General features: G+C 69.6%; 11 protein-coding genes. 7 read left to right on the top strand and 4 right to left on the bottom strand.

Features of this window, described 5'->3' with window-relative positions; genetic code table 11:
* The first annotated feature begins 178 nt into the window (after positions 1–178).
* Positions 179–1528, top strand: a complete 1350-nt coding sequence (locus ACIQI8_RS41740) for an NAD(P)/FAD-dependent oxidoreductase (RefSeq protein ID WP_402363313.1) — start codon at positions 179–181, stop codon at positions 1526–1528.
* Positions 1529–1542: 14 nt separating this feature from the next.
* On the top strand, positions 1543–2013 hold the full coding sequence (locus ACIQI8_RS41735) for a MarR family winged helix-turn-helix transcriptional regulator (protein ID WP_402363310.1): 471 nt from the start codon (positions 1543–1545) through the stop codon (positions 2011–2013).
* Positions 2014–2220: 207 nt separating this feature from the next.
* On the opposite strand, the gene ACIQI8_RS41730 is transcribed toward ACIQI8_RS41735, so the two are convergent.
* Positions 2221–3075, bottom strand: a complete 855-nt coding sequence (locus ACIQI8_RS41730; RefSeq protein WP_402363438.1) for an NmrA family NAD(P)-binding protein — start codon at positions 3073–3075, stop codon at positions 2221–2223.
* An 87-nt stretch (positions 3076–3162) separates the two neighbouring features.
* On the opposite strand from ACIQI8_RS41730, the gene ACIQI8_RS41725 reads away from it, so the two are divergent.
* A complete protein-coding gene (locus tag ACIQI8_RS41725) occupies positions 3163–3585 on the top strand; it encodes a winged helix-turn-helix transcriptional regulator (protein ID WP_399092425.1) in 423 nt (140 codons plus the stop codon).
* Positions 3586–3951: 366 nt separating this feature from the next.
* Here the strand turns inward: ACIQI8_RS41725 and ACIQI8_RS41720 are convergent, their stop codons facing one another.
* Entirely contained in the window at positions 3952–6732 is a 2781-nt protein-coding gene (locus ACIQI8_RS41720) for an AAA family ATPase (protein WP_402363307.1), read from the bottom strand.
* Between the two features lie 695 nt (positions 6733–7427).
* Here ACIQI8_RS41720 and ACIQI8_RS41715 point away from each other — a divergent pair.
* The 3 genes from ACIQI8_RS41715 (at position 7428) to ACIQI8_RS41705 (ending at position 10322) form a co-directional block, all read left to right on the top strand.
* Positions 7428–8171, top strand: coding sequence for an SDR family oxidoreductase (locus ACIQI8_RS41715; protein WP_402363304.1), 744 nt, complete (start codon positions 7428–7430; stop codon positions 8169–8171).
* 83 nt (positions 8172–8254) lie between these two features.
* On the top strand, positions 8255–8725 hold the full coding sequence (locus ACIQI8_RS41710; protein ID WP_402363302.1) for a carboxymuconolactone decarboxylase family protein: 471 nt from the start codon (positions 8255–8257) through the stop codon (positions 8723–8725).
* 64 nt (positions 8726–8789) lie between these two features.
* On the top strand, positions 8790–10322 hold the full coding sequence (locus tag ACIQI8_RS41705; RefSeq protein WP_402363299.1) for an MFS transporter: 1533 nt from the start codon (positions 8790–8792) through the stop codon (positions 10320–10322).
* Positions 10323–10730: 408 nt separating this feature from the next.
* Here the strand turns inward: ACIQI8_RS41705 and ACIQI8_RS41700 are convergent, their stop codons facing one another.
* Entirely contained in the window at positions 10731–11474 is a 744-nt protein-coding gene (locus ACIQI8_RS41700; RefSeq protein WP_402363296.1) for a PP2C family protein-serine/threonine phosphatase, read from the bottom strand.
* A 493-nt stretch (positions 11475–11967) separates the two neighbouring features.
* Between ACIQI8_RS41700 and ACIQI8_RS41695 the strand changes: the two genes are divergently transcribed.
* On the top strand, positions 11968–12225 hold the full coding sequence (locus tag ACIQI8_RS41695) for a hypothetical protein (RefSeq protein WP_402363293.1): 258 nt from the start codon (positions 11968–11970) through the stop codon (positions 12223–12225).
* A 391-nt stretch (positions 12226–12616) separates the two neighbouring features.
* On the opposite strand, the gene ACIQI8_RS41690 is transcribed toward ACIQI8_RS41695, so the two are convergent.
* A complete protein-coding gene (locus tag ACIQI8_RS41690; protein ID WP_402363435.1) occupies positions 12617–13051 on the bottom strand; it encodes a VOC family protein in 435 nt (144 codons plus the stop codon).
* Positions 13052–13077: the final 26 nt, after the last annotated feature.

Here is a 13077-nt window from a genome sequence, read left to right as displayed (position 1 = left end):
CAGCGGCGGCGCTCACCGGTAGGAGACAGCCTGCGCATGTCTGTTGTGACACCGCCCTACCGGCTCACTGCCGCGATCGGCTGCCGGCTTCCCCGTGGCGACACAGGCGCCACGGCCGAGGTCACAACTGCGGCGCCCGTCCGGTCTTGATGACGAAACCGAGAGAACAGAGGACGCCGTGCAGGAGATCCTGATCGTGGGTGGCGGTTACGCGGGCTTCTACGCCGCGTGGGGCCTGGAGAAGAAGCTGCGCCGGGGCGAGGCACGGGTCACTGTCGTCGACCCTCGTCCCTACATGACCTATCAGCCCTTTCTCCCCGAGGTCGTGGCGGGCTCGATCGAGGCACGCCACGCAGCGGTGTCCCTACGGCGGCACCTGCATCGCACACGGCTGATCGCTGGAACGGTGACGGGCATCAGCCATCACGACCACACCGTCACCGTCCGCCCGGACAGTGGTCCGGATCATGAGCTGTCGTACGACATCCTGGTGGTGACGGCCGGAGCCGTGACCCGTACGTTCGCGATACCCGGTGTCGAAGAGGAAGCCATCGGCCTCAAGCACGTCGAGGAAGCCGTCGCCATCCGCGACCGACTGCTCACCTCTTTCGACCGCGCGGCGATGCTGCCTCCGGGTCCCGACCGTCGCAGGCTCCTCACCTTCACCTTCGTCGGCGGTGGCTTCTCCGGTGTGGAGGGGTTCGGGGAACTTCTCTCTCTGGCGACCGCCCTGCTCCGGCACTATCCCGAACTCTCGGCGGACGACCTGCGGTTCCATCTGGTCGAGGCACGCGACCGCATCCTGCCGGAGGTCGGGGACGGACCCGGCACATGGGTAGTGCGGACGCTGCGTGAGCGCGGAGCCGAGGTGCACCTGAACACCCAGCTCGTCTCCGCGCAGGACGGGCACATCGTGCTGTCGAACGGCGAGGAATTCGACTCCTGCCTGCTCGTGTGGGCCGCCGGCAACGCGGCCAACCCCATCGTGCACAATCACACGGACCTTCCCGTCGACGAGCGCGGGCTGCTGACCGTGCGGGCCGATCTGCGCGTGGGAACCGAGGAAGCCCCGCTGGAAGGCGTGTGGGCCGCCGGCGACGACGCCGCCGTTCCCGACCTCGCGGCACACCGCCCAGGAGCTCATACGGTTCCCAACGCCCAGCACGCGGTGCGCCAGGGCAAGTTGCTCGCGAAGAACATCCTGGCCACGCTCCGGGGGCGAACCGTCAAGGACTACGTGCACCACAGCCTAGGAGTGGTCGCCACCCTGGGCCTGGGGCGCGGGATATTTCAGTACCGGCGTCTGGTCGTCAAGGGCTTCCCGGCCTGGCTCATGCACCGCAGCTACCACGTGCTGGCCATACCCACGTGGGAGCGGAAGGTCAGGGTGCTCGCCGTATGGATCACCGCCGTACCGTTCGGCAGGGACATCGTCTCCCTGACCTCGGTGCAGCGGCCACGCGACGCCTTCGTGGCTCATGGAAACCCCCGTCGCGGTGAGCAGTCCACCGATGTGCCGGGCCGGTGAGGAAGCCCACGGCGATGACAGGCCAGGGCTCGACGTTGATCACCCGCTGGAGAGCACTGGACCGCCTCCACGGACGGATCGAGAACACCATGGAGCGACGGCTCCATGAGGACTTCGGGCTGAGCCTTCGCGAGTTCCGGGCGTTGACGATGCTGCAGGAGCACATCGACACCGCGCACGGCTGGCTGTACCTGCAAGACCTCGCCACCGAGATCGGGTTGAGCCAGTCGGCCACGAGCCGACTGGTGGCCCGGCTGCAAAGCCGCGCGCTGATCACCGTCTCGACTGCGGCCCATGACCGGCGCAGCGTCGACGTACAGCTCACTCCCGTGGCCCGGGAGACGTTGCGCCGCGGGATCCCGTTGGTCCACGAGACCGTCCGGCACACGGTCGAGGCACTCGCCGACGAGGGATGCGACCAGACTCTGCTCGGCTACCTGCGGAACGGCGGCGCGAACGGCATACCGGGCGGCCGGGCAGGGTGATGCCCGTGGAGACCGGTGCTCTGGGGACGAGGGGGTGGCGCGTGCCGGTCGATGTTCCAGACCTCGAGGGACTCGCGGCGTTGCGCTTTGGACAGCCAGACATGCGCGTAGAGGAACTCTTCGGCAAGGATATCGACGAAGACCATGAAGGCCGCGATCGGCGCGAGCATCACGACACCCCGACGGTTTTCGTAGTCATGGAAGCACTCATGCCGTTGCAGGCCGCGCGCTGCCCGCCGTTACCTGGCTGCGCCCCGGTCTCGTGGCAGACGCGGCAGCGACAGCCGTAGCCAGTGGGTCGCTGACTGGGCGGCCGAGGATGTCAGTGAGGTCGGGGCTGGTGCCGTCCAGGAAACCGTGCCGGATGCCGGTCGCAATCGAGGCGAGCATGGGCGGCTGGAACGGCAGCAGATCCGGCATCTCGCTCTGGAGCCTGCGCCGGTACTCGCCCAGGCCGATGGTCAGGTGCGGGACTCCGAGCCGGTCGGCTACGTCCGCTGCCCTGATTGGCGCGCCGGTCAGATCGTAGATGTGCCCGCTGTGTGGTGCAGGATCTGCTGCGATGATCGCCGCGGCTTCGCCAAGGTCCGCACGGGCGACCGCGGCCAGGACGCCGTCGCCGAATGCGGACTCCACCCCGTTGTCGGCCCACATCAGCAGACCGCCGAAGAGTTCGGCATACAGACCGTTGCGGAGGATCGTCCACGGCAGGCCGCAAGCGCGCACGAGCCGTTCGGTCGCACGGTGCGCCAGTGCGAAGCCGAGGTGGTCGCCGGCACCGGTCAGACTCGTGTAGATGACATGGCGGACGCCGTCGCGGGAGGCAGCGTCCAAGACGGCCGCATGCCGCCTGATGACCTGGTCGTCCTCGGCATAGCCGGCGGAGATCAGCACCAGGGTCGACACACCGGCAAGGTCAATGCCGGAGCGGTCGTCGAAATCGAGCCGTCGCATCCCGTCACCAGGGGTGCGGCTGCCGCCTGCCGCGATCACACCGCGGGCACGCAGCGCCGCCAGAGTGGCCGAGCCGAGGTTCCCGTTCGCTCCGGTCACCAAGATCATGTCAGTCATACTCTTCCGTTGTGGTTCTCTTCGGTAACTAGGCTTGATCCTGATCCGCGCACGTACCGGCCACAAGGAGGCAGTTCGATGTCACCCGCGCACACTGAGGTAACCGCCGCACCCGCGGACCTCGATCCCTGCGGCCACGAAGATCACCCGGACTGCGGGATCCGCGATGTCCTGGACCGCATCGGCGACAAGTGGTCGGTACTCGTGATCGTCGAACTAGCCAGTGGGCCGCGCCGCTTCCGGGAACTGCAACGCGCCATCGACGGCATCTCCCAGCGCATGCTCACCCTCACCGTGCGCAGGCTGGAACGCGACGGACTCGTCCTCCGCACCGTGTACCCGACCGTCCCGGCCCAGGTCGACTACCGCCTGACTGAGACCGGGGCCAGCCTGACTCATCTGGTCAAAGCACTTGCCGACTGGTCTCTCACCCATCGGGCCGTCATTGCTGAGGCACGGCACCAGTACGACCAGACCCACCCCGACCACGACATCCGGTAACGGGGACCGCCGTTGCCTCACACCGAAGGCGTTGCCCGCGAGACCTGTAAACAACGTCATAGCTCGCAACACCTAGTTGCTGCCTAGCGCCCCTGCCGACAACCACTATCTGCCGAGCTGAGCGGTCAACCTCGCGGACGCAGCAACCCATCTGTCAGGGCAACCAGCTGACCACATGATGTCCGGAGTCCGCAGGTGTCAGACCAGCGGTCGACCCGGGGCTCAACCTGCCTCAACAGCCTGCCAGTTGGCCTGACACGGGGGCGAAGCCCCTGGTACATGGGTTTTCGCGAAGGGAACCCATCAACGGGACCCACCTACCAGGGGCGTCGCAAGTTTGTCGTACAGCAGGACGTCGGTCAGATCTCATCGAGGCCCTGTGCCGCTCAGTACCTCGGGGAGTGCGCGACGTGAGCTGATGCCGAGCTTCGTGTAGACCTTTCGGAGATGCCACTCCACGGTGTGTGGGCTGATGAAGAGTTCCGCGCCGATCCTCGCGTTCGTCATGCCGTCGGCGGCGAGGGAGGCGACCTGGGACTCCTGTGGGGTGAGGGCGCTTGCCGGTCCGGGCTCACGCACGGTCACGTGCTCGCCGGTGGCGAGGAGTTCACGGCGCGCCCGTTCGGCGAACGCCTGGGCCCGCATGCCGTCGAACATCTCGTGGGCCGTGCGCAGGTGTTCGCGGGCCTGCGCCCGCCGTTGCCCGCGTCGTAGCCACTCGCCGTAGAGCAGATGTGTGCGCGCCACCTCCACCACGACCCCGCCACGGCCGAATTCCTCGATGGCCGTCCGGTACAGACCGTCGGCCTCGTCCCCCTCTGCGAGAAGCGCCTCACTTCGGGCGCTCGCGCCGCGCGCCCATCCGGAGCCGGCGGCACGGGTGAGTTCGGTCAGCCGGGCCAACGAGACGCGCGCTTGATCGAGTTCGCCGCAGCGCACCGCGGCCTCGATATGTTCGACCAGGGACAGACCGGTGAAGTTGAATCCGTCATGCTCGATGCCGGTACGGGCCGCCTCCATCGCCTCCTCGTAACGGGCCAGCCCGTTGAAGAGCACACCCTGGATGTAGCCCATAGCGCCGAGCAGGGACACCTCGCCCCGGCGTACGGCGCTCTCCCTGGCCTCCTCGACGATGCCGGCGGCGACATCCGCCTCTCCCCGCCACGCCGCCAGCACGAGCGCGGCGTACTTGTGCGGGGCGTGGCCGGTCGCGGCGGCGATCGCGTTGGCCTCGTCGATCATGCGGGCCGCCTCGGCGAAGTCGCCGTAGTGGATGTGCACTCCGCCCGCGTAGATCAGCGCTGGGGGCAGGGTGCCGAGCGCCCCGATGTCGCGGGCCAGGCGCACCGCGCGGGTCGCCAGTGTGTCCCAGGCGTGCAGGTCCCAGGCGTAGTGGATGAACGCCTCCAGCGCGACCGGGGCCAGCAGCAGCCACCGGACGGTCGCCTCCCGGGTGTGGAGTTCCTCGTGTTCGAGCAGGTCGAGCGCCTCGCACAAGGCCGGCACGCCCGTCTCGCAGCCGTCCGCGAGCAGGGCCGCCACGCCGTCCAACAGGGCGTCGGCCGCCTTGGAACCTGACGAAGGCGCACCGGACGCGCGGGCCGCGACGGCCGCGGCCCTAGCGCCTGCCGGGCCGTGGACGCGGCCCGCGAAGATGGTGGCGCTGATCGCCTCCAAGTACGTCTCCCGTGCCAGGGATGAGCCCGCCGCAGTGAACTGTGCGGCCGCGTCCAGAAACAACGGTGCCGCTTCGTCGCTGCGGCTGCGGGCGAAGAGGATCCTGGCCCGCAGCCGCGCCAGCCGCGCACGGTCCAAAGGGCTGAGGGGATACAGGTCGGCCACCGCGGCCAGTTCGGTGGCCCGTTCCGGTGCCGCGGCCGAGAAGTGCGCCTCGGCCGCCGCGAGCGCGCGGCGCCCCCGTGGCCAGGGATCGGGTGTCACCTCCACCGCGCGTTCCAGCAGGACCGCCTCGGCGGCGATACCGCCGCGCTGTCGAGCACGGTCGGCGGCCTGTTCCAGCCCTGCGGCGACGTCCTCGTCCGGCCCGTCGGCCGCCTGCGCGGCGTGCCAGGCACGCCGGTCGGGGTCCCGGAGGGGGTCGGTGGCCTCGGCCAGGGCCCGGTGCACCGCGCGCCGGTCCTCAGGCTCAGCCCCGTGATAGACAGCCGACCGGACCAGCGGGTGCCGGAACCGGACGGGCTCGCCGAACTCGATCAGGCCTGCCGCCTTGGCCGGTGCGGCATCCGGGGTGATGTCGAGGGACGCGGCCGCACGGATCAACAGGCGCGCATCGCCGACCGGTTCCGCCGCGGCGGTCAGCAGCAGCGTACGGGTCGCGGCCGGCAGTGCACCGAGCCGGCCGGCGAAGTCCCGCTCGACGCGGCCGGCCACCGGCCCCTGAACGCCCAGGGAACTCGACGCGTCGACCCCGTAGGCCAGTTCGGCTGCGCTGCGGCCACGGGAGAACTCCAGCAGCGCCAGCGGATTGCCGTGCATCTCGGCCACGAACCTGTCCCTGACCCGCTCCTCCAGCCCTCCCCCGACGGCGCTCGCCAGCAGTTCCCCGGCCGCGGCGGGTTCAAGGCCCTTGATCTGCAGCGCCGGCAAGCCCCCGAGCGCGGACCGTCCTTCGGGGTCGCGGACCGCGAAAGCCATCGCGACCCGTTCCGCGAGAAGTCGCCGAGCCACGAACTCCAGTGTCTGCAAGGACACTTGGTCCAGCCACTGGGCGTCGTCGACGAGCACGAGGACCGGTCGGGTCTCCGAGGCCCGGGTGAGCAGGGTGAGGACGGCGAGACCCACCAGGAAGCGGTCGGGCGGATCGCCGACCGCCGTCCCGAACGCCACGCGCAGCGCGTCACGCTGGGGTTGCGGCAGTTCCTCGATGCCGTCCAGGAACGGCGCGCACACCTGGTGCAGGCTCGCGTAGGGCAGTTCCATGTCGGCCTCGACACCGCGCGCCCAGGTGACCTCCACGCCAGCCGCCTGTGCGGCCGCGTACTCCAGAAGCACCGACTTGCCAATGCCTGCCTCGCCCCGGACGACCAGGACCCGCGACCCGCCGTCCCGCAGGCCGGCCAGCAGGTCGTCCAGCGCCTCGCACTCACGCTGCCGGCCGAACAGATCGGGAAGCGGACCGGCGATCATGCGACACGGCTCCTCGGTGGAATCCGGGAGGACAGAGCTCCCACAGCGGTGGTCGGAGGGATCGTCGCCACGATACCCGGGACTTCTCTCACACGGTGGGGGCGGACACTGTGACTACTTGCACGCCCGAAATCGCGCTGATGTTGTCACAGATCGGGTGCCTGTCCGGTCGTTCTCAACCGATGATCCCGCCCGTCGAGCGGCCTCGAAGTCGCCGAAGCCGGTGTCGCGGTCGTAGCGGTCACCCAACGGTCCTCCGACGAGGCCCCGCCGTCGAATGGTACGAGGCGGCCGATTGGGTACCTGTGCCCACCCGCGACACGCGGGAAGGCCACGCGGTCGACACACTGCGCGACCTTCCAGTGCGCTCTGGAGCAGCGCGAGACCCGGCGCTGCCACCACCGGTCCGGCTACCCCGGCGCCGCCCTCGCCCCGCTGGTCACCACGGTGTGGTCCCCCGCGACGGGCGCGCACCGACGTACCCCTGCCGTCCTTTCACACCTCCGTCGCAGAGCGACCGTCCGGTACCAGGCCCACCGGCTGAGGCGACGGTTGGCGGGAAATCTCCGTGCACCGTCCTGTCACACCTGGCGCCGCCGCCCGGTCAGGAAGGTACGAGCCATCGCGGCCGGTGCCCATGGCCGCGCCATCGCAGCCCCACCGGGCACCGGGCGAGAACAGTGAAGGGGAAACTCATGAAGGTCGTAGTGATCGGCGGAACCGGACTCATCGGATCCAAGGTCGTCTCCAAGCTCAACGAACACGGCCACGAGGCAGTGGCTGCCTCCCCGAACACCGGAGTCAATGCCGTCACGGGCGAAGGCCTGGCCGACGCGCTGAAGGGCGCCTCCGTCGTCGTCGACGTCTCCAACTCCCCCTCGTTCGAGGACGACGCCGTCGCGGAGTTCTTCCGTGCCTCCACCACCAACCTGCTCGCCGCGGAGGTCGACGCCGGTGTGGCCCACCACGTGGCGCTGTCCGTCGTAGGCACCAACCGCCTCCAGCAGGCCGGCTACTTCCGTGCCAAGCAGGCGCAGGAGGACATGATCCGGAACTCCGGAGTGCCGTACTCGATCGTGCACGCCACGCAGTTCTTCGAGTTCGCCAAGACCCTCGCGGACTCGGCGACCAGCGGTGACACGGTCTCCGTCGCCCCTATCAAGATCCAGCCCATTTTCTCCGGCGACGTGGCGGCGGCCGTCGGCCGTACGGCGGTCGGCACTCCGGTCAACGGAATCGTGGAGGTCGGCGGCCCCGACACGTTCACGCTTGAGGAGTTCATCCGCAAGGGCCTCGCGGTCCACGACGACCCGCGCACGGTCGTGACGGACCCCAAGGCCCTCTACTGGGGCGCCGCCCTCAAGGAGGCCGACCTGCTGCCCGGCCCCGACGCTCAGCTCGGTGAGACGCACTTCGCCGACTGGAGCGGCCAGCAGTAGCGGCGCGTTCGGGGCCGCGGCCCCGAACTCACAGGAACACCATGTCAGTTCGTTCTCAATCGCACCACACCAGGGATTCCCACATGAACGCACGCATCAACTACTTCAACAACGCCCTCGCGGGCAAGGTCATGAAACACCTGAACTCGGCCGGGGCCGCCGTGCACTCGGCGCTCCCCGTCGCCACCCAGGAACTGGTGAAGATCCGGGCCAGCCAGATCAACGGCTGTGGGTTCTGCACCGACATGCACACCAAGGACGCTCTCGCCGCGGGCGAGGACCAGCAGCGGCTGAACCTGGTCGCGACCTGGCACGAGGCCAACGTCTTCACCGACGCCGAGCGTGCGGCGCTCAAGGTCACCGAGGAAGGCACCCGGATCGCCGACGCAGCCGGCGGTGTGTCGGACGAGGCCTGGACCGACGCCGCGAAGCACTACGACGAGGACCAACTCGCCGCGCTGATCTCGCTGATCGCGATCATCAACGCCTACAACCGGATCAACGTCATCAACCAGCAGCCGGCCGGCGACTACCAGCCGGGCATGTTCGGCTGACGCACCCGCTCCCTCGGCGCCGCTCCACCGGTCGCCTCCTCGCCCGTTGCCCCAAGGAGACACCATGCGCCTCTCCCCGCCCGCCGACGACGCGGCTCTTCTCCGCATCGCCAGCGCCCGCGGCCGGTGGACGCTTCTCGCCACCGTGTTGGGCTCCAGCGTGGTGCTCCTCGGGTCGACCGTCACCAATGTCGCGCTGCCGCACATCGGCGACGACTTCGACGCCGACCTCGACGCACTCCAGTGGACGGTGAACGCCTACATGCTGACCCTGGCAGGTCTCATCCTGCTGGGAGGTTCCTTGGGCGACCGTTTCGGCCGACGCCGGATCTTTGTGCTGGGGATCGTCTGGTTCGCCACGGCGTCCCTGCTGTGTGGGCTGGCTCCCGACACCACCACCCTCATCGCCGCCCGCGCGCTCCAAGGCGTCGGCGGAGCGTTGCTCACCCCCGGCTCACTGGCGATCATCGAAGCCTCCTTCCACCCGGACGACCGGCCTCGAGCCATTGGCCTGTGGTCCGGCTTCGGCGGCATCGGCGCGGCACTGGGACCCTTCCTCGGGGGGTGGCTGGTCGACGGGCCCGGTTGGCGCTGGACCTTTCTGCTGACAGTCCCGCCGGCGCTGCTGTGCGTTCCCATAGCTCTGCGCCATGTCCCGGAGTCCGTCGGCAGACCCGCGCAACCCACCGTCGCCACCGATACCGGCACCGGTTCCCGGCGGGGCTTCGACATCGCCGGTGCCGCGCTCGGCGCGCTGACCCTCGCCCTGGCCACCTACGCGCTGACCGAGGCCCGCACGGGCGGGACGGTCGTACTCGTCGCGGCGGCGGGCAGCATCGCGGCCGGGGCCGCCTTCGTGCTGGTGGAGCGGCGCAGCGGCGACCCCATGATGCCCCTGTCGATCTTTTCGTCACGGCAATTCACGGCCATCAACGTGATCACCCTGTGCGTCTATGCGGGGCTGGGCGGGTTCTTCTTCCTGACGGCCCTGCAACTCCAGATCGTCGCCGGTTACTCGGCGCTGGCGGCAGGCGCCGCCATGCTTCCGAGCACGGTGCTGATGCTCCTGTTCTCCTCACGCTCGGGCATGCTCGCCCAGAGGCTGGGACCGCGCATCCCTCTCACCGTCGGGCCGCTGGTGTGCGGGGCGGGGATGCTGATGACAGCGCGGGTCGGCACGCACGCCTCCTACTCGTCCGACGTCCTGCCCGCCCTGCTGGTGATGGGTACGGGCATGGTCATCATGGTCGCTCCGCTGACCGTGACGCTGCTGACGTCGGTCGAGGCCGCCGACGCGGGACTGGCCAGCGGTATCAACAACGCGGCGGCGCGCGCGGCCGGGCTGGTCGCCGTGGCGGCGCTGCCGCTGCTGGTGGGCATGAGCCCTGACGCCTACCGTTCCCCCGCCTCCTTCGACACGGCGTTCGGCCGGGCCATGCCGCTCTGCGCGGGCCTGCTGGCCGTCGGCGCGGCGGTGGCCCTCGCCCTGCCGCGCCGGACCACGAGCCCCGCTCAACCAGGGCAGGGCCGGGCACACGGCTGGCTGATGGAACCACCGCTGGTGTCACGCTTCGCCCATCATCGAGCCCTCGACTAGGGCATGTCCGCACAGGCGCCGTCCGCCCGAAAGAACGGGTCGCGCGGCGTCCGGTGCGTGCTCTTGGCCCCGCCGAAGTCCGGGAAGGTGGTGGGCGGAGCGCCCGCATCGCCCACCACACGCCGCTGCTCGCGATCGGCATGTGTCGGGTCGGGCTGTGTCCCGGACCGGGTGACAAGGCGTCAGCTGGTATCTGTTACCGCCCGGAGGACAACTGGCCGCGCCCACGGGGGCGCTGGTCGTGCCGCCGGCCCGGAGCGAGCCCCACATCCGCAGAGATCGGAAGCCGGCCGACCACGAACCCGGCACCGGTCGAATGAGCCGAACCATGCACGCAAACCGCTTCGCGTGGGTCCACGAACTGCCCACAACGCCCTGGGCGTTCACCCCTCCGAAACCCCAGACTCCTCAAGCTCCGGTCCCTTCGTCACAGGCCAGGTGCAGCACGGCCACGTCGTCGCGGAGCCCGCCGAACGGAGCGGCCAGCAGCGACGCACCGTGAACCAGGGCATCGACGAACGCCTGCGTCTCCAGGTGCGCGAGGCGGGCCGCGAGCCTCAGCAGACCCTCCTCCCCGAGCCGTCCCTGGGGCGTGCGGCCTTCGTAGAGACCGTCGGTGAACAGCACCACACCGTCGCCGTCCGACAACGCCATCTCGCTCTCGCACCAGCCCCCCTGCCCGGGAAAGAGACCCAGCGGAAGACCTGGTTGCGGCTCCGCCCAACGCACCTGCCCCCGGTGCCGGTGCAGAAAGCCCGGATGGCCCGCGCTGACCATCCGCAGGGACCGCCGGTGGGGCGGCACGACCAGGGACACCACGGTCGCGTAGGTCTCCTCCCGCGCCCGTTCGTCCGTCAGGATCCTTTCGAGCAGACGCAGTTGCTCCAGCTGGCTCTGCCCGCACAGCACGGCGGTGTGCCAGGCCAGGCGCAGGTGGACACCGAGGGCGGCCTCGGCGGCACCGTGGCCGGACACGTCGCCCATCACCACGTGGACGCTGCCGTCCTCGCCGCGCACCACGTCGCAGAAGTCACCGCCCAGCAGCGTGTGCGCGCGACCTGGCGCGTAGTGGAAGGCGGTCGTGAAACCCTCCCCGCGCAAGGCGAGATCGGGCAACAGGCCGCGCTCCAGCACGGTGTTGTCCCGCGCCACGCCCTCCCCGCGCCCCTCGCCCTCCGCCCTCGCCGCACCACGCCCGCAGGCCGGCCGGTCCAGAGGCGGACTCCGGAAGATCGCACCCCCACGGGGTCGGATCTCCTGGGCCCGATGTCCTCCGCAGCGATCGCCGGTCGGCTCATCCGACTGCGGAATGGGGCTGCTCATGTGTGGTCTTTCCTACGGCGAGGGAATCGGCGGCTCCACGCACGAATGTCGGGGGCGCCAAAAGCGCGCACCCCTCTTCGTCGTACCCGGCCCGATCTGTTCGACCATGAGACAGGGGCGAAAGTGGATGTGTGACATCGCTCCGCCCATCTGTGAGGTACGGCACGGCAGTTGAGGGGCGACACCGGGCAGGGGCCGTCCCGCTGTCACGAACCGGGCCGCTGTCCAGTCAAAAGGGAGAGCACACAACCTCTTCGCCGCGCTCCTCGCACGGTGGCCCCGCCTCACCGCCCGCACCGGCGGAGAACGGAGATGAGACCTCATGTCCGGTACCCCGATCGACTCACTCACCTGGCTGGTGGGCCTGCCGTTCCATTCGGACGGCTCCCGGATCGTCTGGCTGTACTACCTCGTGGGCGAGGCGCCCGACAGCGCCGGCGCCGTGTGCGAGGCGTTGCTCCGGGCCAACAGCGGACCGGAGCGTAACGCCCGCGGCCAGGTGCCCGTCGAACCCGATCATGCCGAGATCCGGCGCATCCGCCGGCACGTCCTGGGCGATGTCGTCCTGGAAGCCTGCTGACCTCATCGCCGTGCCCTGCGCGGCCGACCAGGCTCCGGTCCACAGCACGGCGGTGCCAACGCCTCCGGCTGTCACAATCGTGCCGCCCACTTGGTCAGTACGGCGACTGATGTCCGACACGATCCGAGGAGGACCGGGAAGATGTCCCAAGGCACTGACCTTCAGGTGGACCCCGCCACCGTCGCCGCGTCACTCACGGCGGAGGCGACCGCGCTGGAAGGGCGGCTACGACAGCTCCATGAAGAAGTGCACGCCGTGAACGCGCATATCGCGTCGATCGCCGAGACCATCCACACCATGCGCCGCACCACCGCGGCACAGGGCGGAGGCGAGCGTCGCCCCGGCCCCATGGACGACGCCCTCCCCGCGGTACATCGCCGGGCGAGCCTCCTCAGGACCGATCCGGCACCTCCTGCAGCACCCATCCGTTGCCGTCGGGATCGCTGAACTCGGCGTAGGAGTGATAGTCACGACGCTGCGGGTCGGGTCCGCCGACCCGCTTCTCGTCGGTGCTTCGGTGGAACATGCCGCTCGTGTCATGGAAGATTCCGCCGGTCGCCACGCCCCTTGCGCCGAGTTCCCGGCAGGCCCGCTCGATGTCGGAGACGACGAGGTGAAGGCCCCGGACCGAACCCGGAACGGCTGTGGTGACTCCGGTCCCGAACAGGACCGAGCACGCGGAACCCGGGGGCGTCATGTGGACCACGCGATAGGACGCGTCGATGGTGTGGTCGCCGTCCAGGCGGAATCCGACCGCCTCGTAGAACTCCTTGGCCCGGTCGACGTCCGAGACGGGCAGCACGAGGACGCCCAGCTTGAGCTCCATGACACCGGCACTCGCACCCACGGGTG

Origin of the sequence: Streptomyces sp. NPDC092369, from assembly GCF_044755245.1 — a bacterium.
Taxonomy (GTDB): domain Bacteria; phylum Actinomycetota; class Actinomycetes; order Streptomycetales; family Streptomycetaceae; genus Streptomyces.
The sequence above is the reverse complement of the archived record's forward strand: the minus strand, read 5'-3'. Positions and strand labels throughout refer to the sequence as shown.

Excerpts from the sequence above, each read along its gene's own strand:
- ACIQI8_RS41735 (WP_402363310.1), top strand. The coding sequence starts at position 1,543 with ATGACAGGCCAGGGCTCGACGTTGATCACCCGCTGGAGAGCACTGGAC.
- ACIQI8_RS41715 (WP_402363304.1), top strand. The coding sequence starts at position 7,428 with ATGAAGGTCGTAGTGATCGGCGGAACCGGACTCATCGGATCCAAGGTC.
- ACIQI8_RS41695 (WP_402363293.1), top strand. The coding sequence starts at position 11,968 with ATGTCCGGTACCCCGATCGACTCACTCACCTGGCTGGTGGGCCTGCCG.
- ACIQI8_RS41730 (WP_402363438.1), bottom strand. The coding sequence starts at position 3,075 with ATGATCTTGGTGACCGGAGCGAACGGGAACCTCGGCTCGGCCACTCTG.
- ACIQI8_RS41710 (WP_402363302.1), top strand. The coding sequence starts at position 8,255 with ATGAACGCACGCATCAACTACTTCAACAACGCCCTCGCGGGCAAGGTC.
- ACIQI8_RS41705 (WP_402363299.1), top strand. The coding sequence starts at position 8,790 with ATGCGCCTCTCCCCGCCCGCCGACGACGCGGCTCTTCTCCGCATCGCC.
- ACIQI8_RS41720 (WP_402363307.1), bottom strand. The coding sequence starts at position 6,732 with ATGATCGCCGGTCCGCTTCCCGATCTGTTCGGCCGGCAGCGTGAGTGC.
- ACIQI8_RS41690 (WP_402363435.1), bottom strand. The coding sequence starts at position 13,051 with ATGGAGCTCAAGCTGGGCGTCCTCGTGCTGCCCGTCTCGGACGTCGAC.
- ACIQI8_RS41725 (WP_399092425.1), top strand. The coding sequence starts at position 3,163 with ATGTCACCCGCGCACACTGAGGTAACCGCCGCACCCGCGGACCTCGAT.